At 66.0% G+C, this 25,251-nt stretch carries 22 protein-coding genes; 13 read left to right on the top strand and 9 right to left on the bottom strand.

Annotation, left to right across the window (positions count from 1 at the left end; translation table 11 throughout):
- Positions 1 to 22: 22 nt before the first annotated feature.
- Positions 23 to 1,267, bottom strand: a complete 1,245-nt coding sequence (locus RJT37_RS09015; RefSeq protein ID WP_313689652.1) for an FAD-dependent monooxygenase — start codon at positions 1,265 to 1,267, stop codon at positions 23 to 25.
- 183 nt (positions 1,268 to 1,450) lie between these two features.
- Positions 1,451 to 1,774 (bottom strand): hypothetical protein, encoded by a 324-nt coding sequence (locus tag RJT37_RS09010; protein WP_313689650.1) that lies wholly within the window; start codon positions 1,772 to 1,774, stop codon positions 1,451 to 1,453.
- Positions 1,775 to 1,897: 123 nt separating this feature from the next.
- Between RJT37_RS09010 and RJT37_RS09005 the strand changes: the two genes are divergently transcribed.
- Both RJT37_RS09005 and RJT37_RS09000 read left to right on the top strand, forming a co-directional pair.
- Complete coding sequence (locus RJT37_RS09005; RefSeq protein WP_313689648.1) at positions 1,898 to 2,374, top strand: MaoC family dehydratase; 477 nt, start codon at positions 1,898 to 1,900, stop codon at positions 2,372 to 2,374.
- 26 nt (positions 2,375 to 2,400) lie between these two features.
- Positions 2,401 to 3,759 carry a methyl-accepting chemotaxis protein gene (locus RJT37_RS09000; RefSeq protein ID WP_313689646.1) on the top strand — a complete coding sequence of 453 codons (1,359 nt, stop codon included), beginning with the start codon at positions 2,401 to 2,403 and terminating at the stop codon, positions 3,757 to 3,759.
- 135 nt (positions 3,760 to 3,894) lie between these two features.
- On the opposite strand, the gene RJT37_RS08995 is transcribed toward RJT37_RS09000, so the two are convergent.
- The gene (locus RJT37_RS08995) at positions 3,895 to 4,296 is read right to left on the bottom strand and encodes a universal stress protein (protein WP_313689643.1); all 402 of its coding nucleotides are present in this window, start codon (positions 4,294 to 4,296) and stop codon (positions 3,895 to 3,897) included.
- A 166-nt stretch (positions 4,297 to 4,462) separates the two neighbouring features.
- Between RJT37_RS08995 and RJT37_RS08990 the strand changes: the two genes are divergently transcribed.
- Together RJT37_RS08990 and RJT37_RS08985 are read left to right on the top strand one after the other, a co-directional pair.
- Positions 4,463 to 4,975, top strand: a complete 513-nt coding sequence (locus RJT37_RS08990; RefSeq protein WP_313689640.1) for a gamma carbonic anhydrase family protein — start codon at positions 4,463 to 4,465, stop codon at positions 4,973 to 4,975.
- Between the two features lie 269 nt (positions 4,976 to 5,244).
- The gene (locus RJT37_RS08985; protein ID WP_313689638.1) at positions 5,245 to 6,012 is read left to right on the top strand and encodes an IclR family transcriptional regulator; all 768 of its coding nucleotides are present in this window, start codon (positions 5,245 to 5,247) and stop codon (positions 6,010 to 6,012) included.
- A gap of 42 nt (positions 6,013 to 6,054) precedes the next feature.
- Here the strand turns inward: RJT37_RS08985 and RJT37_RS08980 are convergent, their stop codons facing one another.
- Positions 6,055 to 6,960 (bottom strand): UbiA family prenyltransferase, encoded by a 906-nt coding sequence (locus RJT37_RS08980; protein ID WP_313689636.1) that lies wholly within the window; start codon positions 6,958 to 6,960, stop codon positions 6,055 to 6,057.
- Between the two features lie 194 nt (positions 6,961 to 7,154).
- Between RJT37_RS08980 and RJT37_RS08975 the strand changes: the two genes are divergently transcribed.
- Positions 7,155 to 8,702, top strand: coding sequence for a class I adenylate-forming enzyme family protein (locus RJT37_RS08975; RefSeq protein ID WP_313689634.1), 1,548 nt, complete (start codon positions 7,155 to 7,157; stop codon positions 8,700 to 8,702).
- Between the two features lie 72 nt (positions 8,703 to 8,774).
- Here the strand turns inward: RJT37_RS08975 and RJT37_RS08970 are convergent, their stop codons facing one another.
- Positions 8,775 to 10,184 carry an SLC13 family permease gene (locus tag RJT37_RS08970; RefSeq protein WP_313689632.1) on the bottom strand — a complete coding sequence of 470 codons (1,410 nt, stop codon included), beginning with the start codon at positions 10,182 to 10,184 and terminating at the stop codon, positions 8,775 to 8,777.
- 110 nt (positions 10,185 to 10,294) lie between these two features.
- Here RJT37_RS08970 and RJT37_RS08965 point away from each other — a divergent pair, with 110 nt between their 5' ends.
- From RJT37_RS08965 to RJT37_RS08940, 6 genes are all read left to right on the top strand, one after another.
- The gene (locus tag RJT37_RS08965; protein WP_313689631.1) at positions 10,295 to 10,930 is read left to right on the top strand and encodes an MBL fold metallo-hydrolase; all 636 of its coding nucleotides are present in this window, start codon (positions 10,295 to 10,297) and stop codon (positions 10,928 to 10,930) included.
- A gap of 200 nt (positions 10,931 to 11,130) precedes the next feature.
- Entirely contained in the window at positions 11,131 to 12,570 is a 1,440-nt protein-coding gene (locus RJT37_RS08960) for an acetate--CoA ligase family protein (RefSeq protein WP_313689629.1), read from the top strand.
- Positions 12,563 to 13,270, top strand: a complete 708-nt coding sequence (locus RJT37_RS08955; protein ID WP_313689627.1) for an acetate--CoA ligase family protein — start codon at positions 12,563 to 12,565, stop codon at positions 13,268 to 13,270. The genes RJT37_RS08960 and RJT37_RS08955 overlap by 8 nt, the downstream gene beginning before the upstream one ends.
- On the top strand, positions 13,270 to 13,677 hold the full coding sequence (locus RJT37_RS08950; RefSeq protein WP_313689625.1) for an acyl-CoA thioesterase: 408 nt from the start codon (positions 13,270 to 13,272) through the stop codon (positions 13,675 to 13,677). The genes RJT37_RS08955 and RJT37_RS08950 overlap by 1 nt, the downstream gene beginning before the upstream one ends.
- A 164-nt stretch (positions 13,678 to 13,841) precedes the next feature.
- Positions 13,842 to 14,018: a hypothetical protein gene (locus tag RJT37_RS08945; RefSeq protein WP_313689623.1), complete on the top strand. Its 177-nt coding sequence runs from the start codon at positions 13,842 to 13,844 to the stop codon at positions 14,016 to 14,018.
- A 113-nt stretch (positions 14,019 to 14,131) separates the two neighbouring features.
- Positions 14,132 to 15,208: a cupin domain-containing protein gene (locus RJT37_RS08940; RefSeq protein WP_313689621.1), complete on the top strand. Its 1,077-nt coding sequence runs from the start codon at positions 14,132 to 14,134 to the stop codon at positions 15,206 to 15,208.
- Between the two features lie 222 nt (positions 15,209 to 15,430).
- Here RJT37_RS08940 and RJT37_RS08935 read toward each other — a convergent pair whose 3' ends face one another.
- The 3 genes from RJT37_RS08935 to RJT37_RS08925 form a co-directional block, all read right to left on the bottom strand.
- On the bottom strand, positions 15,431 to 16,309 hold the full coding sequence (locus RJT37_RS08935; protein ID WP_313689620.1) for a fumarylacetoacetate hydrolase family protein: 879 nt from the start codon (positions 16,307 to 16,309) through the stop codon (positions 15,431 to 15,433).
- 146 nt (positions 16,310 to 16,455) lie between these two features.
- The gene (locus RJT37_RS08930) at positions 16,456 to 17,367 is read right to left on the bottom strand and encodes an SDR family oxidoreductase (protein WP_313689618.1); all 912 of its coding nucleotides are present in this window, start codon (positions 17,365 to 17,367) and stop codon (positions 16,456 to 16,458) included.
- A gap of 12 nt (positions 17,368 to 17,379) precedes the next feature.
- A complete protein-coding gene (locus RJT37_RS08925; RefSeq protein WP_313689616.1) occupies positions 17,380 to 18,879 on the bottom strand; it encodes an aldehyde dehydrogenase family protein in 1,500 nt (499 codons plus the stop codon).
- Positions 18,880 to 19,091: 212 nt separating this feature from the next.
- Between RJT37_RS08925 and RJT37_RS08920 the strand changes: the two genes are divergently transcribed.
- On the top strand, positions 19,092 to 20,327 hold the full coding sequence (locus RJT37_RS08920; RefSeq protein WP_313689614.1) for an MFS transporter: 1,236 nt from the start codon (positions 19,092 to 19,094) through the stop codon (positions 20,325 to 20,327).
- A gap of 3 nt (positions 20,328 to 20,330) precedes the next feature.
- Here the strand turns inward: RJT37_RS08920 and RJT37_RS08915 are convergent, their stop codons facing one another.
- Positions 20,331 to 23,444 carry an FAD-binding and (Fe-S)-binding domain-containing protein gene (locus tag RJT37_RS08915; protein ID WP_313689612.1) on the bottom strand — a complete coding sequence of 1,038 codons (3,114 nt, stop codon included), beginning with the start codon at positions 23,442 to 23,444 and terminating at the stop codon, positions 20,331 to 20,333.
- Positions 23,445 to 23,605: 161 nt separating this feature from the next.
- On the opposite strand from RJT37_RS08915, the gene RJT37_RS08910 reads away from it, so the two are divergent.
- Complete coding sequence (locus RJT37_RS08910; RefSeq protein WP_313689611.1) at positions 23,606 to 25,090, top strand: DUF3179 domain-containing (seleno)protein; 1,485 nt, start codon at positions 23,606 to 23,608, stop codon at positions 25,088 to 25,090.
- Positions 25,091 to 25,251 lie beyond the last annotated feature (161 nt).

The following is a 25,251-nucleotide window of genomic DNA, read 5'->3' as shown; positions in this document are numbered from 1 at the left end:
TAAACCGATACCACAGACCGAGTCAGTAGTTGCCGCCGGCGGACGTCGGCGGAGCGTCGTGCGGCCCGTACGGCGCGTCGTCGAGATACTCGCCGGCGACCTCGAAGTGGTCGGCCAGCGACGCGGCGACCTCCTTCCGCAGGACTGTCACCGGGTCTCTGTCTTCGAGGTACTCCAGCGCCTGCCCGGCCGCGTCGATGTTGTACTCCGCGGCCTGCTTGCGCCGGTTGGCGTAGCGGTCGATCTCGTGGTCGTGGACGCCCCGGGTCTGGGCCTGCAGCGCCACCGTGATCGCGGAGGCGGCCTCGTCGGCGTCGGCCACACAGGAGTTCATCCCGCGGGCGCCGAAGGGTGCAAGCAGGTGTGCGGCCTCGCCGGCTAAGAGCACGCGGCGGTGCTCGTCGACGAACTTGTCGGCGATGACCTGCAGGAACTTGTACGTCGAGGTCCACTTGATGTTGTCCGTGTACGCTTCGCCCATCACGTCGGCGACGATCTCGCGCATCTTCTTCTCGCCGGCGACCTCCTCGGGGTCGTCGTCGCCCAGACACTGGACGTCGAGCCGCCACCCGCCGGTGAAGGGGACGAGCATCACGTTCCGGCCGTCGGCGGCCGGCGCGTCGTAGTGGAACAGCCGCTCGAACGGGATCGGGTCCTCCTCGATCGTGTTGCCGTCGAGCGTCTCGACGTCCACGATGATGAAGGAGTTCTCGGATTCGTCGCCGTGGAACTCGGCGCCGATCTCCTTGCGGACCTGCGAGCCGCCGCCGTCGGCGCCGATGAGGTACGGCGCGTCCCACTCCTGCCCGTCGGTGGTCTCGACGTGGACGCCGTCGGGCGTCGATTCGACGGATTCGACGCCGGCCTCCCAGTGGATGTCGATGCCGGCCTCCTCCAAGGCCTCGTGCATAAACTGCTCCGTCTTGACCTGCGGGAGACTAGTGAAATGCGGGAACTCGCCGTCGCCGCCGGGGTTATCGTAGGTCCGTTTGAAGACGTCTTTGCCGCGCCACATCGTCCGGCGCGTCGGCCAGACGAGACCGGCTTCGACCTGTTTTTTCCCCAGGCCAGGGTGGACGCGTTCGAGCGTGCGGAGCGTCGAGCCGTGAACGTAGATCGCGCGGCTGCCGGCGCGGTCGCGATCCGCGGGATCGGCTTCGAGAATCGTCGCCGGGACGCCGCGTGCGTTCAGCGCGAGGGCCGCCGCCATTCCGGTCGGTCCGGCACCGGCGATCAACACTGGCTGGTCGGTGTCGTTGGAACTCATCGTCTACTGCAACCTTGTGACAGACACCTCATAATCGTTGTGGTTGCACTTCGAGGAAGACGGCCGTATGCGGCCGTTTTCGATGGGTACGGCAGAATCACTAACGCAAAACCGATCGTCGTCTGCGACGCGGGGGCGTCGATGAAACGCCGGACGTCCGGGACTGACGGTGACCCGCTGTCGTCAGTTCAGGCCGAGCTTTTCGCCGACCCAGTGGTCGCGTGCGGCGAAGACGAACTCCTTTTCGTCGTCGTAGATAGTCGACTCCGCGACGAACTCGTCCCACTCGCCGTCGCCGACGCGACCGAGATCGTCCGCGGAGGACGCATCGGAGGGGCTCGCAGCCACCAGCTCGTCGAAGGTCTCGAAGTCGGTGTTTTCGCTCACGAACGTGTCGTCGAACACCTCACGCAGGGGAACCTCCTCGTCTTTGCCGACGATGTCGTGAGGGTCGGGGAGTTCCTCTGCCGCCTCGGCCGCCTCTTTGAGATCCGTCTGCTGTCCCATACCCAGAATCTGTGACCTCTGGTATATAAACATTTGTGGTACGCCGGCGGTGGAGCGACAGCACCCACCAGCAGTGGTCGCTCCAGGCGAAGGATTTTCTACCCCTGCGTGCCTGGCCGAACTATGCGGTACTTCGAGGACGTCGTGGTGGGCTCGATCGACTCGTTCGGGTCCTACACCGTGACGAAAGACGAGATTATGGAGTTTGCCGAGAAGTACGATCCACAGCCGTTTCACCTGGACGAGGCGGCCGCGGCCGAATCGATGTTCGGCGAACTGGTCGCCTCCGGATGGCACACGATGGCGATGTGTATGCGGATGATCGCCGACCGGCCGGATCCGCTGGCGGCGCTCGCGGGCGTCGGCGCCGACAACATTCGATGGCGAAACCCCGTCACACCGGGAGATACGCTCAGCCTGCGTACGGAGGTGCTTTCGAAGCGCGCCTCCGAGGGCCGCGACGACTGGGGCTTTGTGACCTCGGCCATCGAGTGCCTGAACGGAGACGACGAGGTGGTCGTGAGTTTCGAGACGACGGCGCTGGTCCAGCGCCGCGAGGACAATCAGTATCAGCAGCGAAAACCGGGCGCGGAGAATTAAATACCGACACCGACCACGCCCGTTCAATGACACAGCAACCTCCGATGACCGAGGAAGCGTCGCTCGCCCCCGACATCCCCGAGGGCGCCGACGAGACCGAACGCTACCGCGCCGAACGGGACCACTGGCGCCATCTGTTCAATCAACTCGCTGCCGAGATTCCCGAACCAGTGATCGTCTTCGACGACGACGGGCGGCTGACACACTGGAACGAGATGCAGACGGAGTTTACCGGCCTGCCGGCCGAGGAAGCGCTCGGTCAGCCCGCTTACGAGGTGATCGGGACAAAAGACGTCGCGGAGACGCTCGCGGAGGAGGTAGCGAACACCGGAGAGACGATCCGCGAGTCGGACATCCGGACGATCACCACCCCCGAAGGCGAGGAGAAGCACGGCCGCGCGATGGGCGTCCCGCTCACGGCCCCCGACGGCGAGACGGTCGGTGCCTTCGAGATTCTCTACCGCGTGACAGACCTCGTCGAGAAGCGGCAATCGATCGAATCGGTCCAAAAGCAGGTCACCGGAGACCTCGAAGGCACGGTCGAGAGCCTCGAGGAAGCATCGGAACAGGTGACCTCGAACGTCGACGTGATCGCCGACACCGCCGAAGCGGAGGCCGAACACGTCCGCGAGGTCGACGACGAGATCCAGACGTTCAGCGCGACGACCCAGGAGGTCGCCGCCAGCGTCGAGACGATCAGCACCCAGAGTTCCGAGACGGAGGAACTGGCCGCCGACTCGGAGAGATCGACGACGGAACTGCTGAACACGGTGGAGGCAGTCGCCGAGGCGAGCGATCGGATGGCCGCGGATGCCCAGGATCTCGAATCGCGCGTCGAGGAGATCGACGACGTGGTCGCGCTCATCGACGACATCGCCGATCAGATAAACATCCTCGCGTTGAACGCGTCGATCGAAGCCGCCCGAGCGGGAGAGGCCGGGGAGGGCTTCGCCGTCGTCGCCGACGAAGTGAAGTCGCTGGCCGCGGAGTCGAAGACCGAGGCCGACCGCATCGAGGAGCTCGTCGAGTCGATTGCGCGGATCGCGACGGACACGATCGACGGGGTCGAGCAGACGGCCGACCGCATCGACGAGATCGAGACGCAGATGGAGGCTGTCAACGAGAACCAAAGGGAGATTCAGGAGGCGGTCGCGGACGTCTCCGAACAGCTCGAACAGATCGCGACCGCCACCGACGAGCAGGCGACCGGCGCCGAGGACATCTCCACGATGCTGAGTACGACCGTCGAGGGCGTCGAGCGGATCGCAGAGGAGGTCGGCGAACTCGCGACCGCGAACCGACAGCAGACCGAGCAGGTCGCTGCGATCCGCCGGAACGTCGAGACGCTCGAACGCAACCTCGGCTCCGCAATCGGCGACGACTGAACGGGACAGGAGGGGAGGTCGACACTATGGATCGAGCAAACTCTCTCAGGGGACTCCCCGAACGGACGGCGAGGGAACCGCGTCGCTCCGGGGGCGTCGACAGGAGCGGAATCGTCCCTTGAGAGGGACGGGCGCCTACTCCTCTTCGGTGCTGCCGCAGACGAGCACCGGGCGGTGGGTGTCGAGGATGACTTTCTGGGTGACGCTGCCGAACAGCGCTTTGCCGGTCGGCGAGCGCTTGCGACCGCCCACACAGATCCGGTCGACGTCGTGTTCCTCCGCGTACCGGAGGATCTCTTCGGCCGGCGATCCGCTGGTTTCGAGCAGTTGGACCTCCGCACCCGCCTCTTCGAGTCGTTCCTGGGCCTCCCGGACAGCCTCGACCTGCTGGACGGACGCGCCTTCGGGGTTGTCGCTGAAGACGTGGAGGATGTACACCGTGACCCCCTCCTCTCCGCCGATCAGATCCTCGACTGCGTTCGTCTGTGCGTGTGCCTGTGGGATGTTGTCGTCGAGTGCGAGTAGTACTCGGACCATATTTCTCACTCGATCAGCCACCTACTTATATTTCGGCGATATTCGGGGGGATGTCGCCGGTCTGAACGACAGACGGGTCGCGGGGTGCCCGGATCGGTGGGGGCAAACCGGACGGCCGGCGTGACGTCACCCAGGTTTATGACCGCGACCGGTGTAGGGGCGCGGTATGCAACGGACCTTCGAGGACGCGGAACCGGCTGTCGCTGACGACGCCTTCGTGTCAGAGATGGCGTATCTCGTCGGTGACGTCAGCGTCGGAGCGCGAGCGAGTCTCTGGCCGTTCGTCTGTCTCCGGGGACACGGAACGCCGGTAGAGGTGGGAACCGAGACGAACGTCCAGGAGTTCACGACGCTCCACGGGGCGACGCTCGGCGACGAGGTGACCGTCGGCCACGGCGCTGTCGTCGACTACGCGGCGGTCGGCGATCACTCGCTCGTCGGGATGCAGAGCGCGGTGATGCGCGGGGCAACGGTCGAAGACCACTGCATCGTCGCCGCGAACGCGGTGGTGTTGCACAATCAGACGATTCCGTCCGGGCATATGGCGTACGGAACGCCCGCCGAAACCAAACCGCTGACCGAGGAGCAGTTAGCAACGATCGACCGGACCCACGAGACGTACGTAGATCTGGCGGCGCGCTTCCGGGCGGCGCGATTGGGCCGTGACCGGTCCGAGTGAGGTTTGTTCGACAGCATCGAACAGACTGGTGCTCTGTGGAACCGAATTCCTTCTTCCGGAGACCTCAGCACCCGTATTCGGGAGGTTTGAGGGTTCACTACGATCCGGGTTCCCGGTTCGAGCGCCGGTAACAGCCGTACGGTTGTTATGTAGCCGCCGAAGAGGGCTCCTGTTCGATCCCATCGAACACAGAGCGGATACTGCTACACCATCGGCACCTACCGAGGCCGACGCGGTACTTACTTGTTCGTCGTGTGGCAATTGGCCCTATGCGACGCGAACAGGAACGGGGCGGCGGGATCAAATCGGACGAAACGCTGTTCGACATCGTCGAACAGCTTCGGGAACTGGACGGTGCGGGCGTGACACAACTCGCAACCCGCCTCGATGTCGCGAAGAGCACCGTCCACGGTCACCTGACGACGCTACGCGATCGTGGCTTCGTCGTCAAGCGTGGCGGCGAGTACCACCTCGGTCTCACCTTCTTCGAGTACGGACAGTACGTCCGCGGGCAACTCGACGTCTTCGAGTCCGGCATGTTCGCTGTCGACAGGCTGGAACGGGAGACCGACGAGATGGTCTGGCTCATCGCGCACCAGGGCGGGAAAGCGATCTACGTCTACGGTCGTGGCGGCAAAAACGACATCAACGTGAATACGATTCTGGGGGAGAGCGTCCATATGCACTACAACTCCGGCGGAAAGGCGATCCTGGCGCATCTCCCCGAAGACGAAGTCGACCGGATCGTCGACAGACACGGTCTGCCAGCGCGGACGGAGAACACGATCACCGACCGAGACCGCCTCGCGAAGGAACTGGAGACGATCAGAGAACAGGGATACGCCCTCAATCTCAGCGAGGATCTGTCCGGCGTCCACGCGATCGGCGTGCCGTTGACCGTCGACGGCGACGTGCAGGCGGCACTGAGCGTCGCCGGCCCCGCACACCGGATGTCGAAAGAGCGCTGTGAGGGAGAAATTCTCGAACGACTCCGGGCCGCGGCCGACGAGATCGACCTGACGATCGCATACAGGTAGGCTCGTGGATCGCTGCTATCCCACGAACGAGGGACGTGAGAGTCACAGCGCGATGGCGAGAGCCGTCGCGGCCACGTTCTGCACCGGGGCGATTGCTGCACACCCCCGGCCGCACGCCGAGAGAAAAAGCAACGCGGCGAAGACGTACGTCAGTCCAATCTGGATCCGCACTGCCCGTTCGGGAGCCGCCAGGCCCGTGGTGGCGAGACAGCCGAGCGGAACGACCGCCGCCGCAACCGCGAACTGCGAACCGACGGTATCGATACCAACCCCGACTGCGACAGTCGCGAGCGCTGCCAGGAGGAAAACGGCGGCGGCGACCCGGGAGGCACTCGTCGGGCCGAGCGCAACCGGGACGGTCCGCTTGTCGATCGACCGATCGAACGCCGTATCGAGGCGGTCGATCCCGATCTTGATGCCCGAGAGCAGCGTACTAAAGAGCGCGGCGACGGCGATGACGGCGAGCGGGAAGCCGGCCGCCTGTGCCGTGTACCCGCCGAGGATCGCCACCCCGATCCCGACCGGGTAGTCGACTGTGACAGCCACGGGGTGTCGGTCGAGATACGGCGCGTGCAAAAGCGCGAGCGCCAGCAGGACGACGACCGAGAGCGCAGCGAGCGGTCCGGCAGCGACGTAGAGCACACCAGCGGCAACGAGCAGCACCGCACTCCCCAGTCGGATCCCTGACTGCAGTGTCGACGCGTCGAGTCTGGGCGTCTCCTCGTCGCGACGGTAGCCGTCGATGTAGCCGTCCCGGAGGTGGGCGACGAAGAGCGCGAGGCCGACAGTACCGGCGTGTAGCGCGGCAATTTCCGGCTGGAATACCCGCGCTGGAGCCAGGAGCGCGCCGTAGACGGACATTCCGACCGCGGGGAGCATAAAGGTCGGGCGCACGTAGGTGAGCAGTCCCGTGACCAGCCGACTCCGACGACCCGACCCGGCGGACATACAGGGCAGTTCGACGGGGAGGGTGAAATAGGATCGTGGTCACGGTCGCTACAGCCGTTGATCGCACGATAGTGAGACCGTCGACAACTGGATTGCGGCGATATCGGCGGTTTCCAGTCGCGAACCTGCGGATTCCGCTCATCGATCAAAACAATTAACACTGCCGTTGGCCTGGTGACTCCTAACACCACACTATGAAACTTGGAGACGCCCTCGACCGAACGGTACGCTGTTATCCCGACAAGACAGCCCTTGTCACCGACAGCGGCCGTTCGTTCACCTACGCGGAACTGGACGAGCGGGCGACACGGCTCGCAAACGCCCTGACCGAGCGGGTCGGCGCGGGGCGGAGTGCCGTTCTCGCGATCAATCACGTCTCGGCGATCGAATCGATGTTCGCCGGGAACAAGCGGGGCCGCGCGACGGTCCAACTTTCCTACCGGGCGACGGTCGGCGAACTGGTCGAGATGGCCGAAACCGCGGATGCCGAAGCGCTCGTCTTCGACGACGCAAACGCCGACGAGGCGCTCGAACTGCTGGACCGCGGCTCCTTCGACGCCGCGATCCACGCCGGCGACCGCGACATCGACCACAAGGACGTCGAAGCCTACGAGGCCGTCCTCGCGGAATCGTCGACCGAGCCCGTCGACGCCGACGGCGACGAGTGTGCAGTACTGTACACCAGCGGCACCACGAGCGTCCCGAAAGCGGTGCCGTTCGACCAGGAACAGCTCTGGTACGGGGCGATCCAGGGAATAATGGAACACGGCTTCGACGAGACCGACGTCGCCCTGTGTACCTCGCCGTGGTACCATATGGTGACGACCGACGCGTGGCTCTACCCCCACTTCGTCGCGGGCGCCACCGTCGTCCTGCACTCGGAGTACGACCCCGAGGAGGCCCTCGAACTGATCGAGGAGCACAACGTGACGGGGCTTTTGGCTGTCCCGACACAGCTCAAGACGCTCAACGACGTCCAGCGGGAAGCCGAGACCCCCTACGACACCGACTCGCTTTCGTACATCCGGACCGGCGGGGCGATCGTCACCGAGAACCTCGTCGAGGAGACCCACGAGCACCTCAGCGAGCAGGTGTACAACACCTACGGGATGACCGAGGCCGGACCGGATCTCACCTTTGCCCACCCGAGCGCGCAGGAGGAACACCCCGGAACCATCGGCAAGGAGGCGTTCTCCTGGGAGATCCGTGTGGTCGAGTCGGTACCGCTCTCGGAGGAACCCGATCCCGAGGCGACCGTCGACGCGGGCGAGCGCGGCGAGATCATCGCCCGCGGTCCTGGAATGTCGACCGGCTACATCGACAACCCGGAGGCCGAGCAGAAATCGTTCTTCGACGGCTGGCTCCGCACCCGCGACGTCGCCCGGATCGACGAGGAGGGCTATCTCTACATCGTCGACCGCGTGGACAACATGATTGTCAGCGGCGGCGAGAACATCTACCCCGCGGAGGTCGAGCGTGTCCTCGGCAACCATCCGGACGTCGCCGAGGCCTGCGTCGTCGGCCAGGACGACGAGCAGTGGGGGCAGGTCGTCACGGCGGTCGTCGTCACCGAAGAGGGCGAAGAGATCAGCGAGGATGAGCTTACGGAGTACTGTCTGCAGCACGACGGCCTCGCCGACTTCAAGCGCCCCCGGGAGTACGCGATCACCGACGAGGCGCTGCCCCGGAGCGACACCGGGACGATACTGCGCGATCAGTTGATCGAGACGTATTTCTCGTAAGCGGCGACGTCCCGAAATCGACGGCGACGCCTTCGGGGCTATCGCCTCGGGGCAAAACGGACGGCGACGCAGTCAAAAGAACAGCACGAACAGCCCGATCTGGATCGGGAGCAGGACGACGAGCGTCGCGATCGTGTAGATGCTCGCCATCCGGCTGAGTTCCACCGTGTCGACGACGCCGAGCCCGAGGATCGCGACCAGGACGGCCGACTGATACGGGAAGAAGTAGCCCGTCAGGGCCACGGCCTCGACCATCGCGACCGGGACGATCGGGATCCCGGCGCTCTCCGCGAACGTGACGAAGACCGGCGTGACGACGCTCGCGACAGCCATCCCTTCCATCACGAACGCAAGCAGCATCGAGACGGCGACGACAAAAACCAAGACGAGCGGCAGCGACGGATCGGCGGGCAGATACGAAACCAGCGTCTCCGCGGCCAGGTCGGTGAACTCCGTTCGCTGTAACCCCTCGGCGATAGCAAAGATCGCTCCCAGGAAGAAGAGAATCGAGAAGTCCGTGTCCTCGATCGCTCCGTGGTCGATGACGCCGACGCGGGGCAGAAACGAAAGCAGCGCGACGACGACCGCACCAAACACCGGATGGAGGCCGTGGATGAAGTCGGTCGCCCAGATGGCGACGCCGACGAGCAGGAACCCAAGCATCCGGCGCTCTCGGGGAGAGGCCGCGATCGATTCGACGTTCTCCGGAGTCGCCATCGCGTCGTGATCGCGCGGCCGATACAGGAGGTACGTGACGGCGACGATGACACCGACGCGACCGATCCCCATCACCGGACCCAGCCACAGCGACCACTCGGCCCAGGAGATCGCGGGACCGCCGCCGGCCTCCACGATCCCCGTGATGATAATGTTCGAAAGCGAGCCGGTCAACACGCCCGAAGATCCGTAGTACGTCGAAAACAGGGGCGCGAGGAAGAGGCCGATCGTCGCCTCCCGCTCTGTGAACAGGTCGCCGAGCGAACGCAGGACCGGCGCGAGGATGAGCACGCGAACCAACGCAGAGGGAACCAGCACCGCGAGCGCGAGACTGGCAACGGAGAGGACGACGAGCAGATAGCGGTACACCGCGACGGCGTCGGTCGTGATCCCCCCGGGCAGCAGGTTCAGCGCGATCCGCTCGACGAGTTCCGCCAGCCCGCTGGCTCGTGCGGCCTCGCCGATGAGCAGCCCCACGACGACGAGCCAGGTCGCCGGCGATCGGAATCCGAACAGCGCGAGGTCCGTCGAGAACGTCACCCCGATCAGGCCGATCCCGAGCAGTGCGGTAAACCACGGTTCGACCGGCGACCCGATCCACAGCGCGACGCAGAACAGCGTGATCGCGAGCATCCGTGCGGCGTCGGGGGCGAGCGGCGCGTACCGAAGGACAGCACCGACCGCCAGCAACCCGGCCGGAACCGAGAGCCAGGCCGGATCGAACGGCACCAGTCGTCCCGATCGCATCCCAGTTCCGTCCGTCATTCTGTGTCGGTCGCCTCACCGTGAACTCTAATGAGAGTGTCGATGCCTTTGCATAGCCAGTTGCGAACGCCACTGCATTTTTAACAGGGGTGACGTCGTATGATCCCACGATGACGAGTGACCAGACCATCGTCGAGATCGCACCGGACGTCTACGACATCACGGTAAAGGAGTCAGCGGACGCGCGCTGGCGGGTGTTCCTCTTCGACGGCGAGACACCGACACTCGTCGATGCCGGCTTCGAGGACACCGTCGACGCCGTCGCGGCGGCCGCAGACGACCTGGGCGTCACGCCGGAACGGATCATTGTCACCCACGGCGACCCCGACCACATCGGCGGCCTCCCGGGACTCGTCGACCGCTTCGATCTCGAAACATGGGTTCCCGAGGGTGTCGAGGTCGACGTCGACGTCGATCACCGCTTCGGCGACGGCGACCGCGTCGGACCGTTCACCGCCGTCCACGTCCCGGGCCACACCGACGCCCACCACGCGCTGGTCGACGAGGCGAACGGGATCGCCGTGATCGGTGATGCGCTGTTCGGGTCGGACGGCCGGGGGCTGCCGGCGGGTCACTTCGTCCTGCCGACGGCACACTACTCCGCGGATCTTGCGACCGCCGACGAGTCGCTCGATCGACTCCCGGCGTTCGACTTCGACGTCGGATTAGTCTACCACGGATCGAGCGTGACCGAGAACGCAAGCGAAAAAATCGCGGCGTTCGTCGAGTTCGCTGGCAAGCACTAGTCGACGGGCCGAACCGGAATCTGTCGCGTTCGCGGCGAGCGATAGTCGACGGACCGAACCAGAATCCGTCGCGTTTGTCGGGAGGTCCTCCCGACTAACGGAGACCTTGGAGAGGCGGTCACCGGCGGGCATCCCGGCGATCGCGGCAACAACGCTCTCAGTGGGAAAACGCTTTGACGGAGTTCGGTATAGTGACGGGTGTGAGTCTCACACAGCTTTTCGAACCCTCGGGGATCGCCGTGGTCGGCGCGTCGCAGACCGAGGGCAAGATCGGATACGAAGCGATGGTGAACGCCGTCCGGTTCGACGGGCCGGTGTATCCGGTGAACCCGTCGACGGAGGGCGAACTGTTCGGCAGGGAGTTCGTCTCGTCGGTGACGGAGATCGACGGCGCGGTCGACCTCGCGCTCTGTTGTGTGCCGGGCCCCGCGGTCCCGGACGTGCTCGAAGAGTGTGGCGAGGCCGGCATCGGCGCCGCAGTGATCTACGCCAGCGGCTTCGCCGAGGCGGGCGAGCAGGGCGAAGAGCTTCAGGACGCCGCCGTCGCGGTCGCCGAGGAGTACGACATCTCGCTTCTGGGGCCCAACACGAGCGGGTTCATCGTGCCCGCCCTGGACCTCCGGTGTTCGTTCGCCAGTGGCGTCGAGGAGATCCCGGAGGGCAACATCGCAGTCGTCGCCCAGAGCGGAGGCGTCGGCCTCGTACTGGCGTTCCAGTCTCGCCGACAGAACCGTGGCGTCTCCGCCGAGGTCGGCCTCGGGAACCGCGCGAACGTCGGCTTCGCGGAGGCGATCGAGTACTTCGACAGCGACGATCGGACCGACGCGATCGTCCTCCACGTCGAGGGAACCGACGACGGCCGTGGACTGCTCGAAGCCTGCCGCGAGAGCGAGACGCCGGTGGTCGCCTACAAGGTCGGCCAGTCCGACGTCGGCGACTTCGCGGAGTCACACACGGGCGCGCTCACGGGCGATCACGAACTCTACACCGCCGGCTTCGCGCAGTACGGCGTCCCGACGGTCGACGCGACGGACGAACTCCTGGATGCGGCCGCGGCGCTCGGAAACTCACCGGCCCCAGACGGCCCGAACGTCGGCGTCGTCACCGCCCAGGCCGGGCCGGGGATCATCATCACTGACCGGATCCAGCGGGCGGGCGGGCGACTGCCGGAGCTCTCCCCGGAGACCCAAGAGCAGGTCGACGAGATTCTCCCTGGCATCACCTACGCCGACAATCCGGTGGACACCGGCCGGCCGATGCCGGAGTTCGGCGAGATCGTGACCGCCGTCGCCGAGGACGACCGCGTCGACATCGTCCTCGTCTACGAACTGTTCGAGGCGGCGCTCGGGTTCCCGGTCGAGGACCTCGACGGACTGGCCGAACGGGTCGACAAGCCGGTGCTTTTCGCCACCGAGGGGATCGAGGAGTCGATGGCCGACGAGCGCGAACGGCTGCGGGACGTCGGCATCCCGTTCTTCGAGACGCCCGAGCGGGCCGCGGACGCCGCAGGCGCACTCGCACGGTACGCACGGCTACATAACGACGGCGCGAGCGGCAGCGATCCGGTGCCCGACGGCGGAGCGGATGGAGAACCGCAGGGTACCGCAGCCCGCAGTCTGGAGGTTCGTCTCGATGAGTGACTCGACGCCGGCGCCGATCGTCGCTGCCCGCGAGGACGGCCGCCGGACGCTGACGGAGGCCGAAGGAAAGCGGCTGCTGGCGTCTGTCGGCATCGAGACGACCAGGTTTACCGTCTGTCCCGACGCAGACGCCGCCGTCGAAGCCGCCGACGAGATCGGCTATCCGGTCGTCGTCAAAGTCTCCTCACCGGCGGTCACCCACAAAAGTGAGTGGGCCGGGGGCGTCGGGGTCGCTGTCGGACTCGACGACGCCGCAGCAGTTCGTTCGACTGCGACGGAGATCTTCGACGCCGCCGCCGAGCGCGACATCGATGCGGAGGTCCTCGTTGAGGAGGCGGCGGATCTCGACGCCGGCACCGAGGTGATCGTCGGCGGCGTGCGCGATCCGTCGTTCGGCCCGGTCGTCCTCACCGGCCTCGGCGGCGTGTTCACCGAAATCTTCGAGGACACGAGCCACCGGATCGCGCCGATCGATCGCGCGGAGGCCCGCTCGGCGATCGAGGAACTGCAGGCCGTCGAGTTGCTGGAAGGATACCGGGGGAGCGATCCCGCCGACGTCGACGCGCTGGCTGCTGCAGTCGCCGCAGTTGGCGATCTGGTCGTCGAACAGCCGATTGCCGAACTCGATGTCAACCCACTGTTGGCGGCAACCGATGGAGTGATTGCGCTCGATGCACTCGTCGTGCTTGAGGAACGTTAATGTTCGAACGCACCTGGACGGTCCGATTTTCGGACACCGACCCACACGGCATCGCCCACTACCCGCGCATCGTGGACGCGCTCCACGAGACCTCGGATATGTTTATGCAGGAGATCGGCTTCCCCTTCTGGGAACTGACGGGGAACTACGACTTCGGCTTCCCGCTGGTAGATATGCGCTTCGAGTTCGAACACCCCCTGCACGCCGGCGACGACGTCCGCATAACGCTCACGCCCGACCCGAGCACGCGAGCCGTCCGATTCGAGTACGATGGGTTCGTCGGGGACGACACGCTCGCGTTCTCCGGGTACGAGCAGCGGGTCTGTGCCGGGACCAGCGGCGGCGGCGCCCAGGAGATCCCCGAAGAGATCCGCTCGCAGTTCGTCGAGTACGCCGACGGGGAGTGATACTGATTACTCTCTTCTCTGACCGCCGAGGGCCGTCAACGGGAGTGGCGCTCGGGGGTAAACAGTGAGAGTAATCAGTATGACGCGGCCGATCCCTGCTGTGTGACGGTGTTCTCGCCGCTCCGAGCGATACCCTTTTGACAGTTACGCCGTTACAGCGGTGTATGGCGGAGTTCACGAACCCGTACGCGGATGAAGACCCGTTCGTCGAAGCGCACTTCGACTGTCTGGAGTGCGGGGGCAAACTCTGGGAGTACGCGATCCAGCGACAGATGGTATGTGAAGACTGCCGGTCGCTGTTCGACACCGAGGAAGTGTTCGAGTCACAGGCCGTCGCATAGGGGGCCGGCGACTCGGTACTCGGACGCTGCAAACCGCTGCAGCCCCGACGCCGGCGATTCGCGGCGTGCATACGTCCAACACACTTATTATCGAGTTTTCCCAACACTTGGGTATGGCACAGCAAGAGCCAGAGGAACTCCTAGAGATGAGTTCCGAGACCTGGGACATCCTCGAGGAGCACAGCCTCCAGCCGCTCTGGGAGATCGAGGACGATATGGGCACCGTCCTGGAGGATCCCGAGGCGGACATCTGGAAGTGGGAGGACATCAAGGAGGCGATCGACGCCATCGAGGCGGACGTCCCTATCTCGGAACTCCCGCCGGGATTCCAGCGGCGCGTCGCCGTCCCGATCAACACGGCGAACGCCATCTCGAATACGATCTACGTCGGCGTCCAGACGGTGTCGCCCGGCGAGACGGCGCCCTCGCACCGTCACGGGGCCAACGCCCTGCGCTTTGCAATCGACGGCCACGAGGACATGAAGACGGTCGTCGCGGGCGAGGAGTTCCCGATGAAGGACAACGACCTGATCACCACCCCGCAGTGGGAGTGGCACGACCACGTCAACGACAGCGACGAGACGGCGGCGTGGCTCGACGTCCTGGACCTCCCGCTCGTGCTCGACTCGCTGAACGCCAAGAACACCTTCGAGTACCACGAACTCGAACGCCAGCCCGTCACCAAGAGTCAGGGCTACTGGGCCTCCCAGTACGGTCGCGGTCGCGCCGAGTCGGATCTGAAGGCAGACGGCATCCCGGGTCCCTTCGAGGGCAACCAGGAGCCGACGCCGCCGTACCGGTTCCAGTGGGCGAATATGGTGGAATCGCTCGAACAGCGGGCGGACAACAACGACCCCGACCCGAACGACGGCTACAGCCTCACGTACGTCAACCCGGCGTCGGGCGAGCCGCCGCTTTTCCCCACGATGTCGTTCCGCGCGCAGCTGATGCAGGAGGCGACCGATCCGCACTTCCACAATATGACGGAGATCTTCTTCGTCATCGAGGGCGAGGGCGCCACTCACATCGGCGACGAGGCCCTCGAGTGGAGCCAGTGGGACATCTTCATCGTCCCGCCGGACGAGATCCACCACCACGAGCCCGACGGCGAGGCGACGCTGCTCGCGATCACCGACAAGCCGGTCTTCGAGGCGTTCAACCTCTACGCCGAGGCCGAACCGTCGTCGTAGACACACCGTCGTCGTCGGGCGCGACGTCGGGACCGCAGCTCCTCGGGGATCGCTCACGCTTCTATTTTGGTACCGCTACCGATGATCACAGTATTTCGGTAGGCTACTGCTGATCACACCCCACAGGCAGCCGCAGGGCTGCCAGTGTCGCCCCGGACTCAGTGTTCAGCCAGTGAAAAAAACCAGGAACCGAACAGCGTTAGTCGGTACCGTGAGCTACCGCTACTCCTGGCCGCCCTTCTGGACGTTGGCCTCGGCGTAGCTGACGTCGCGTTCGGTGACGTCGACGGTCATCGAGCCGACGTCCTCGATCTCGGCGTCGATGGTGTCGCCGTCGTGGAGTTCGCTCACGCCCTCGGGCGTGCCGGTCGTGATCACGTCGCCGACTTCCAGGGTCGCGCCGAGAGAGGCGTACTGGACGATGTCCGCGCAGGTGTAGACCATATCCCCGGTGTTCTCGTACTGGCGGCGCTCGCCGTTGAGCTGCAGTTCCATCTGGAGGTCCTGGGGGTCGTCGATCTCGTCGGGGGTGACGACACACGGGCCGATGACACAGAACGTGTCGTAGGACTTCCGGTTCGAGCGGTCCTGCCCGCCGCGCAGGGAGATATCCAGCAGGATCGTATAGCCGAAGATGTTGTCCCACGCCTCATCGGCGGTGACGTCCTTCGTCTCCTCGCCCATAATGAACGCCAGTTCGATCTCGTGGTCCGTCCGGCGGTCGCTGAAGGGGAGCTCGATGCCGCGGTCGGGGCCGACGACGCTGGAGGGCGCTTTCAGGAAGTAGCCCTTGTCCTTGATCGAGAACCACTCCTCGGTGGTGATTTCCTTGTCGGCGATCGCCTCCTCGATGTGCTTCTCGTAGTTCAGCGGTGCGGCGATGACCTTCCCCGGCCGGCCAACGGGTGAGCCGACCTGGACGTCCGCGACATCGTGGTCGGGGGCTTCGTCCGCATATTCGGACGCGTCGTAGTCGCCCTCGATGTACTCGACGAGCGGCTCGTCGCTTTCGAGGCCGAGCCGGTCGGTGAGGTCGATGATGCCGGTGCCGTCGTCGGTGAGCAGTCCGAGCTGGGTGTCGTCGTAGCGGACGAATCGCATACACGGACAATCGACGGAATAAGTAATAAAAGATGCCTTTCCGGCCGAAGGGATCGTCTGCGAGCGACGAGGATCGGCAGCGCAGGCCCAACCGTCCGGCCCCGCAGCCGACCGGCACTGACCGCACAACAGATCGCCGCCAACCGCTACAGGTGACTCTCCGTCCGCGTCAGTTCCACGTCGGCCGCGACGTCCTCGCGGAAGTGCTCGGCGATCGAGTCGAGCGTCCACCCCTCGGGATTCACGCCCACGGCGTCCATCGCCGGGTCCGAGTAGACGCCGACCCGATTGCCGCCCGCGTACAGCGTACAACCGGTGATGTCCTCGGCGGCCTCGCTCGCGAGGTACGCGACGAGCGGCGCGACGCGCTCTGGCGGCATCTCGGCTTCGGTGTACGGCCGGTGCTCCTCGGGAACCGTCTCTGTCATCCGCGTGTAGCCGTTCGGAACGAGGGCGTTGACCCGGACGTCCGAGCGGACCAGTTCCTTCGAGACCGACCGGACCATCCCGAGGACGCCGGCCTTCGCGGCGGCGTAGTTGGCCTGACCGAGGGCGCCGCGCGCGGCGCCGGCGCTGACCGCGAGATACGAGCGCTGCCGGTCGAAGCCGCCGTCGCCCTCCTCCGCGTCGCGAGCCTCACTCGCCTCGCGCCAGTGGCTCGCAGCCGCCCGAAGCGGCGCGAACTGGCCGGTGAGGTTCGTGTCGATGACTTTCCGCCACTCGTCCTCCGAGAGCTTGTAGCTGATCCCGTCGCGGAGGATGCCCGCGAAGTTGCAGACGAAGTCGACGCGACCGAACTCCGCGACCGTGTCCGCGATGAGCTGTTCGGCGTACGCGAAGTCGCTCACGTCGCCGTGGTGGGCGACGGCGGTCCCGCCGCGTTCGCGGATCTCCTCGGCGACGGCTTCGGGGACTGACGGGTCGCTGCCCGTCCCGTCGACCTCGGTGCCGAGGTCGTTGACCACGACGCGGGCGCCGTGGTCGGCGAGTTCCTTTGCCGCCGCCCGGCCGAGGCCGTTGCCGCCGCCGGCGACGACACACACCGTCTCCTGGAGCATCTCAGGAGGATCTCAGAAGGGGAACTCGCGCGGCTCGTGCTGCAGCGAGATCCACTTCTTCTCGGTCACTTCGTCGAGGAAGTCCGTGGAGTTGTACCCGCCGAGGCCGGAGGCCTTCGTCCCGCTGAAGGGCACGTGCGCCTCGTCGTTGATCCCCTGGTCGTTGACGTGGACGTTGCCGGTGTCCATGCGCTTTGCGATCTGCAGCCCGGTGCCGACGTCGCCCGCGTGGACCGAGCCGGCGAGCCCGTACTCGGTGTCGTTCGCGAGTTCGATCGCCTCGTCGACGTCGGAGAACGGGATCACGGGCGCGATGGGGCCGAAGTGCTCGTTACAGGAGGCCGCCATATCGTTCGTGGCGTCCGAAAGCACCGTGGGCCTGACGACGAGCGAGTCCTCGACGCCGTCGAGTTCGACCGTCTCGCCGCCCGTTTCGAGCGTCGCGCCGGCCTCGATCGTCTCTTCGACGTACTCCAGCATCTCGTCACGCTGGGACTCGTTGATAATCGGGCCGATGACGACTTCGTCGTGTGCGCTCCCGGCGGGGAGTTGCTCCGCACGCTCGGTCAGCCGCTCGACATATTCGTCGTAGACCGACTCGTGGACGATGTGGCGATTGATCGAGATACAGACCTGTCCCTGGTGGATGAACGACCCGAACACCGCGGCGTCGATGGCCTGATCGAGGTCTGCGTCCTCGGTGACGATGTGGGCGTTGTTCCCGCCGAGCTCCATCGCCGGGACCGCGAGGTTCTCTGCGGCGAGGGCCGCGACGTGCTGGCCGACCTCGGTCGACCCGGTGAACGCGACGACGTCGCTGTCGGGGTGGCCGGCGAGGTGATCGCCGATTTCGGAGCCCTTGCCCGTGACGACGTTGATCACGCCGTCTGGGAAGCCGGCCTCCTCGGCGAGTCGGGCCCAGAGGAGTCCGCCGATGATCGGCGCGTCCGTCGACGGTTTGAGCACGACCGAGTTCCCGGCGGCGACGGCGGGCGCGAGCGCGCGCGCTGTGAGGTTCAGCGGGAAGTTCCACGGCGAGATGACCGTGACGACGCCCTTGGCCTCGCGGTAGACGATGTTCTCCTTGCCGGGGATGTTCGAGGCGGCCGTCTCGCCTTTCATCCGTCGGGGCAGCGTCGCGGCCTCGGCGAGGTGGTCCTGTGTGATCTGGACTGCGGTCTCGCCGACGCCGTGGATGCCACCGATCTCCGTCGTGTTGAGTTCGATGATCTCCTCGGCGTGCTCGTCGACCGCCTGGATGAGTCCCTGGACGTGTTCCTGGCGGGCGGCCGGGGGCTGATTTTCCCACTCTTTCTGTGCCTCGACGGCGGCCTCGTAGGCTGCGTCGACGTCTGCCTCCGATGCGCGCGGGACCTCGGTGACGACCTCACGGGTGGAGGGATCCTCGACGGGTGTGGTCTCGCCGCTTTCGGGGTCGACGTACTCGCCGTCGATATACAGTTTGCTCCAATCGGCGTCGATGCTGTAAGGTGACTGGCCTTCGAGTGCCATACCGACTAGTTGCGTCGTATCAGTAATGAAAGTTTGGCCAAATCGGCAGTTTCATCCACTGTGACCCGGTTACATCGGTGATACCGGGACGAGATCACGTCGAAGAGTGGACGACAGTCGGGGAAAGAAAACGATAAAAGAGCATAGAATCACGGTACGGACGAACCCACCAGCCCGCAGTTGCGTCTCAGGGTTGGACAGCAAACTCACCTATGACTGAAACCGAACCCGACGCCCTGGATTCGCTGACCAGCTGGCTCATCGTCGCGCTCGGGCTGGTCATCCTGGTTCTCGACTGGGGGCTCGTCTTCACCTTCACCGTCTACTCCGAGGCGCTCGCCGAGGCCTTCGGGCTGTCCGGGCTTCGGGTCTCCTCGGTCTTCTCGATCACGATCGCGGTCTTCTACATCGCGGGCGGGCTGATCGGCGTCGTCATCGCCCGCTTGCCGCTGCGTCCCGTCGTTGCGACCGCCGGGGGCGTCTTCGCTATCGCCATCGGCCTCCTGCAGATCACGGGTTCGTATCTCGGGCTGGCCGCCACCTTCGCGTTGATCGGAATGACCGGCGGGACGATGTTCGTCGTCGTCATCTCGCTCGTGCCGCAGTGGTTCGACCAGTACCAGGGCCGGGCGATGGGCATCACGATGACCGGCAACGGCCTTGGGATCTTCGTGTTGCCGCCGGTCTGGGTGTGGCTACTCGAACGGACGGACATCAGAGGCGCCTTCGTCGTCGTCGGCGGCGTGACAGTTGCAGTGATCCTGCTTGCCAGCCTGCTCTACCACCGACCGCCCGGACAGGAATCGACGCACGCGTCGCCGATGGATACGACCTGGCTGCGGACGAATCTGACCGACTTGCCGTTTCTCGCCGCCTTGGCCGGCTTCGCGCTCCTGTGGAGCTGGTACTTCGTTCTCTCTGCTGACTTGGTCGGGATCCTGACCGCAAACGGGATCGGACGGACCGTCGCCGCGACCGCGTTCGGCATCGTCGGCGGCGTCAGCGTCGCCGCGCGGGTCGCAAGCGGCGAGTTCGCCGACCGGATCGGAATGCGCGTGACGCTCACCACCGGTGTCGTCCTCGCGTCGCTGTCGATGGGCGTGTTGCCGCTAGTTTCGTCCCCGCTTCCGATGTACGTCCTGCTCGTGCTCTTCGGCGTCGGCCTCGGCGCCATCGCGCCGCTTTTTTCGCCGATCATCATCGAGCGGTTCGGCCCCACGAACGCCACCGCCATCGTCGGAATCTTCACCGTCGCGGAGGCGTCGACGGCCTTCTCGGTACCGATCGTGCTGAACGTACTGACGGAGGCGACGGGCAGCTACGCCCCGCCGCTCATCCTGATCGGCGGGGCCACGCTCCTCGGTGCGGGGCTGTTCTACTGGGGGACGGTACCGGGGCGAGGGAACGAGAGCCGGGCTGGCGGCGACGCCGAGCGCGACCCAGCCTGACGGTTACTGGTTCAACCCGGCCGCGAGCGCTTCGATCGGGGTCGGCGGCTCCTCGCGTCCCCCGTCGTCGCGAGGCAAAAGCGAGCGATCGGCGGTCGCCCCGAGATCCGAGAGTTGGGTTCGACAGGATGCGCCGGGTGCGACGACGGCCTCCGCGTCGCTGTCGTCGACCTGTCCCTTGAGCGTATCGCCGATAGCAACGCTCATCGCGTGGTGTTCGGCCTCGTAGCCGAAGCTCCCGGCCATCCCACAGCAGCCGGAGTCCAGCGGATCCACGCGGTAGCCCGCCCGGCGGAGGACCCCGACGGCGTGGTGATCCTTCTTCGTCGCCTTCTGGTGACAGTGACCGTGGTACGCGATAGAGAGCGCCGGCGGCGCGAAGTCGATCTGCTCGTCGAGCCGGAAGGTGTCCAGATACTCACAGACGCCGTAACTGTTGGCCTGCACCGTCTCGACGGCAGCGCCCGAGAGCAGGTCGCCGTAATCGGACTGCAGCATCACGGCGTCGGAGGGTTCCGCGACGACGACGTCCCACCCGGACTCGATCCGCGGTGCGAGCGCGTCGACAGTCTCGCGGGCGGTCTCGCGGGCGACGTCGAGGTGACCCTTCGAGAACGCCGGCCGGCCGCTGTCGGTGACGTCGGCGACGTCGACGTGGACACCCGCGGCCTCCAGCACTTCGACCGCTGCCTTCCCGACGTCCGGGTGGCTGTAGTTCGTGTACGTGTCCGGCAGGAGCACGGCGTGGCGGTCGGCCGCGTCGGCGTCGACACGGGAGCCACCGCGGGCCGCGAACCAGTCCTGGAGCGTCTCCCGCTCGAACGTCGGCAGCGTGCGGTCGCTGGCGATCCCGACCGTCTTTTCGAGGACCGCCCGCGCGCCGGGGACCTTCGCAGCCCAGTTGGAGACGGGCGCGAAGGTGCTGCCGAGTTCGGCGAGGGTGTCGACGTTCGCAAACAGCTTCGAGCGCAGCGAGGAGCCGTGTTCCTCGTGGTAGGCGTGCGTCACCTCGGCTTTGAGTTTCGCGAGGTCGACCTCGCTCGGGCAGTCGTTGGCACAGCCCTTGCAGCCGATGCAGAGGTCCATCACCTCGGTGACGAACTCCTCGCCGGTCGGGTCGTCCGGAAGGTCGCCGCTCATCGCCTGCCGGAGCATGTTCGCCCGGCCGCGGGTGCTCGTGATCTCCTCGTCGGCCGCGCGGTAGGTCGGACACATCACGCCGCCCTCCGACTGCTGGGTGCGACAGCCGCCGCAGCCGTGACAGAGCTCCACCATCCCCTGCATTCCGTTCTCGTTGTCCCACTCGAGTGCCGAGTCGAACCCGGCCTCGAACTCGTAGTCGGGGTCGAACCGGAGGTTCTCCGTCAGCGCGACGTCGCCGCAGACCTGCCCGGGGTTGAGCAGCCAGTCGGGGTCGAAGGCGGTCTTGAGATCCCGGAACGCCTCCCAGAGCTGGTCCCCGTAGAGTTTGCGGTTCCACTGGGTCCGCGCGCGGCCGTCGCCGTGCTCCCCGGAGACGGAGCCGCCGAGTTCGACCACCAGATCCGTCACCGCCTCGCCGATGGCCTCCATCGCCTCGAGGTCGGTGGCCGACTTCGTGTTGACGAGTGGGCGGACGTGGAGGACGCCCGGCCCGGCGTGGGCGTAGAAGGACGCGAACGTGTCGTTCTCCTCGAGCACCTCCTGGAACTCGGTGACGAACCGCGGCAGATGCTCCGGCGGGACGGCGCAGTCCTCCAGGAAGCTGATGTGCTTCGCGTCGCTGGTCCGGCCGAGGAGGATCGGAAGTCCCGACTTCCGGAGCTTCCACAGTTCCGCGCGCTCGTCGTCGTCGTGGGCCTCCAGGGCGTCGAACGCGAAGCGTTCGGGGTCGTTCGCCGTTTCGGCGTCGTCTTCGCTTGCTGATTCGACATCCGCATCCACGTTCTCCCGCCCAGGCACCCGATCCGCCAGGAGTCGCCGAACTTTCTCGCGGCCTTCGGCCTCGTCCTCGGCGTAGAACTCGACCAACAGCGCCGCTTCGGTCCGATCGGGAAGCTTGCCGGTGACCTCGGCGAACTCGGAGGTGTCGGCCGCCAATCCGATCAGCACGTCGTCGATGAGTTCCACGGCAGCGGGGTCGTGTTCGAGCACGTGCACGACGTCGCTGACGGTGTCGACGACGCTGTCGTAGGTCAAAAGCGCGACCGACTTCGTCTCCGGGACCGGTTCCAGGGAGACGGTCGCCTCGGTGACGACCGCGAGCGTGCCCTCAGAGCCCGCAAGCAGTCGCGCGAGGTTCACGACGCCCGCCTCGCCGAACTCGCCTTCGGCCTCCGCGAGCAGGCGATCGAGGTTGTAGCCGGAGACGTTCCGCTTCAGTTCGGGGTATCGCTCGTGGATCTCTTCGGCCTGCTCGTCGAGCACTGAGACGACGCCCGCAGCGATCCGCTCCTCGGCGTCACCGTCGGGATCGGCGCGCTCGCGGAGCTCTTCGACCGCAACCTCGCCGAACGTGGTGACCGTCCCGTCGGCGAGGACGACCTCCGCCTCCTCGACGTAGTGGTCGGTCTTCTCGTAGACTAAGGAGTGTGCGCCCGTGGAGTTGTTGCCGATCGCGCCGCCGATGGCGCTGCGGTCGCCGGCCGCGGGGTCGGGGCCGAACGTGAGGTCGTATTCCGCCGCGCGGTCGTTGAGATCCGCGAGGACCGTTCCGGCCTGGACGCGTGCCTCGCGGGCGTCGGGGTCGACGTCGCGGATGACGTCCATATGCCGCGTGAAGTCGAGGACGACCGCCTCGTTGACGGTCTGGCCGGCGAGGCTCGTGCCCCCGCCGCGGGGAAGCACCGGGATCCCCTCCTCGGCGCAGTAGGAGACGACTGCGGCGACATCGGCGGTCGAGGTCGGGAAGACGACGCCGATTGGCGTCACCTCGTAGGCGCTGGCGTCGGTGGCGTACAGCTGTCTGGTGTAGGTGTCGAAGCGGACCTCGCCGTCGACGCGGGCCGCGAGCGCGTCGACCAGATCGGGGCGTTCGACGGTCTCGGAGACGTACTGGTAGTCCGATCGGGCGTCCCGGGCCGGCGCGGCACTCCGTACGCCACCGTCCGGAACGGCATCGCTGTCGCGGTCGGGCATATGCCTACTACTGAGGACAAGGGACACTTATAGCCGCCGTTGTCGGTGCTCGGCTCGGTTTGCGGTGGTCGACTCGGTTTACGGTGTTGCCGACCGGGTCACACCACCGCCGACAACAGCAAGTATTTTTTATAATCCTCCGCGACGTGCGGGATGGCACCGTGAACCACACCGACGATACCACGACCGACGGTCTACACTCCCTCACGGACCGACTTCTCGATCGTGATGTCGACGCCCACGCGGCGGCGATCGAAGAACTCGCCGAGAAGGGCGACGAGCGCGTCGTTCCACATCTGGTCGAACTGCTCGTGATCGACAGCATCGCGAACGACTGGGGGGAGTTCGGCTTCCCGGCGGTGCTTCGCAACCACGATCCGCCGCGGTACCTCGAACTGCCGGAGGTGCGCTGGCCGGGCGTCCGCGACGCCCTCGCGACGCTCGCGGACCCGGATTTCGACTCCGCGCACGCGTGGGTCGAGTGGGAGTCGTGGTACTCCCAGCAGGGGATCGAACCGCTCGCGGGATTCGAAGAGTGGAAACTCGGGCTCTATCGGTCCTATCTCCCGCCGGTCGGTGGGCTCCTCGATTGCGAACCCCGCGAGTTCGATCTGCAGGGGATCCGATGGGGCAACTGCGACCGCTCCTTCCTCGCGGCGCTCAACGCGCCGTCGTTCGTTCCGGGCGACGCCGTCGACGCGGGCGAGGACGGAGTGTCCGCGGAGGCCGACAAGTCGGCGGCCATCGACAGCGCCGCTCCCGAGCGTTACCTGCAGGACGACCACGTCGTGTTCGGCTTCGAGATCGAGGGAACGGCCTACGCAGTACCGCGGTGGATCCTGTTCCCGCACGAACTGCTGAACGCCGAACTCGACGGCGTGCCGGTCAGTCTCACCTACTGTACGCTCTGTAACGCGCCAATTCTCTACGACCGACGGCTCGGCGACGGCGACAGCGACGTCCGTACCTTCGGCAGCACCGGGATGCTCGCCTCGGGGAACAAGGTGATGTACGACGAGGAGACCGAGACGCTGTGGGACCAACACGCCGGCACGCCGATCGGTGGCCCCACCCTGGCCGAGTCGCCGGAGCTCTTCTTGGACCAGTTCGCGGTCACGCAGACGGAGTGGGGTGACTGGAAGGCCGAGTATCCCGCGACGCTCGCGCTCGACATCGACACCGGGTACGGCTACGACTACTCGCATTACGACGGCAACATCGACTTCTTCGAGCACTACTGGAACCGCGAGGAGATCGTCCAACCGGGCGTCAGACGCGCCGAGGGCAAACTCCCCGAGAAGGCGTCGGTGTACGGGATCACCGGGAGCGACCCCGAAGCGGTGTGGGTCGTCCCGGTCGACGATCTCGGCGAAGAAGAGGTCTTCGTCGGCGAAATCGACGGTCGAGAGGTAATTGCGCTGCTGGATGCGACCGGCGACGTCGCCGTCTACGAGTCGCCGTCAACGCCAGTCGAACGCGTCGACGACACAGAGGGGATCGCGGTCGTCGGAGACGATGGGACCCGCTGGCGAGTGACGCGCAACGAACTCCGGGCCGACTCGGATGCGCGCGAGCGGATCCCGGGCCGTCACGGCCTCTGGTTCGCGTTCCGGACTCACTACGAGACTGCACACGTGCTGGCCTAACACTCGTCGATACGACGATTTCCGGGGCTTGTCTGTTTCCTGCCACAGTACCGTGGGTTCAGCACCACACAGTGGCCCCTGCCTTTGTCCGTGGGGCTCGCGCTGGTGCTCGTGGTGACACTCGCAGCGCTGCCGCCGAGCGGAGGGTGGACCGACGCCCA

Source organism: Halobellus marinus (assembly GCF_032113415.1).
Taxonomy (GTDB): Archaea; Halobacteriota; Halobacteria; order Halobacteriales; family Haloferacaceae; genus Haloquadratum; species Haloquadratum marinus.
Note: the sequence above shows the minus strand (reverse complement) of the source record. Positions and strands in the feature narration are given on the sequence as shown.

Bases quoted from the DNA above. Each gene is read 5' to 3' on its own strand.
- RJT37_RS09015 (WP_313689652.1), bottom strand. From the start codon at position 1,267: ATGAGTTCCAACGACACCGACCAGCCAGTGTTGATCGCCGGTGCCGGA.
- RJT37_RS09010 (WP_313689650.1), bottom strand. From the start codon at position 1,774: ATGGGACAGCAGACGGATCTCAAAGAGGCGGCCGAGGCGGCAGAGGAA.
- RJT37_RS09005 (WP_313689648.1), top strand. From the start codon at position 1,898: ATGCGGTACTTCGAGGACGTCGTGGTGGGCTCGATCGACTCGTTCGGG.
- RJT37_RS09000 (WP_313689646.1), top strand. From the start codon at position 2,401: ATGACACAGCAACCTCCGATGACCGAGGAAGCGTCGCTCGCCCCCGAC.
- RJT37_RS08995 (WP_313689643.1), bottom strand. From the start codon at position 4,296: ATGGTCCGAGTACTACTCGCACTCGACGACAACATCCCACAGGCACAC.
- RJT37_RS08990 (WP_313689640.1), top strand. From the start codon at position 4,463: ATGCAACGGACCTTCGAGGACGCGGAACCGGCTGTCGCTGACGACGCC.
- RJT37_RS08985 (WP_313689638.1), top strand. From the start codon at position 5,245: ATGCGACGCGAACAGGAACGGGGCGGCGGGATCAAATCGGACGAAACG.
- RJT37_RS08980 (WP_313689636.1), bottom strand. From the start codon at position 6,960: ATGTCCGCCGGGTCGGGTCGTCGGAGTCGGCTGGTCACGGGACTGCTC.
- RJT37_RS08975 (WP_313689634.1), top strand. From the start codon at position 7,155: ATGAAACTTGGAGACGCCCTCGACCGAACGGTACGCTGTTATCCCGAC.
- RJT37_RS08970 (WP_313689632.1), bottom strand. From the start codon at position 10,184: ATGACGGACGGAACTGGGATGCGATCGGGACGACTGGTGCCGTTCGAT.
- RJT37_RS08965 (WP_313689631.1), top strand. From the start codon at position 10,295: ATGACGAGTGACCAGACCATCGTCGAGATCGCACCGGACGTCTACGAC.
- RJT37_RS08955 (WP_313689627.1), top strand. From the start codon at position 12,563: ATGAGTGACTCGACGCCGGCGCCGATCGTCGCTGCCCGCGAGGACGGC.
- RJT37_RS08950 (WP_313689625.1), top strand. From the start codon at position 13,270: ATGTTCGAACGCACCTGGACGGTCCGATTTTCGGACACCGACCCACAC.
- RJT37_RS08945 (WP_313689623.1), top strand. From the start codon at position 13,842: ATGGCGGAGTTCACGAACCCGTACGCGGATGAAGACCCGTTCGTCGAA.
- RJT37_RS08940 (WP_313689621.1), top strand. From the start codon at position 14,132: ATGGCACAGCAAGAGCCAGAGGAACTCCTAGAGATGAGTTCCGAGACC.
- RJT37_RS08935 (WP_313689620.1), bottom strand. From the start codon at position 16,309: ATGCGATTCGTCCGCTACGACGACACCCAGCTCGGACTGCTCACCGAC.
- RJT37_RS08930 (WP_313689618.1), bottom strand. From the start codon at position 17,367: ATGCTCCAGGAGACGGTGTGTGTCGTCGCCGGCGGCGGCAACGGCCTC.
- RJT37_RS08925 (WP_313689616.1), bottom strand. From the start codon at position 18,879: ATGGCACTCGAAGGCCAGTCACCTTACAGCATCGACGCCGATTGGAGC.
- RJT37_RS08920 (WP_313689614.1), top strand. From the start codon at position 19,092: ATGACTGAAACCGAACCCGACGCCCTGGATTCGCTGACCAGCTGGCTC.
- RJT37_RS08915 (WP_313689612.1), bottom strand. From the start codon at position 23,444: ATGCCCGACCGCGACAGCGATGCCGTTCCGGACGGTGGCGTACGGAGT.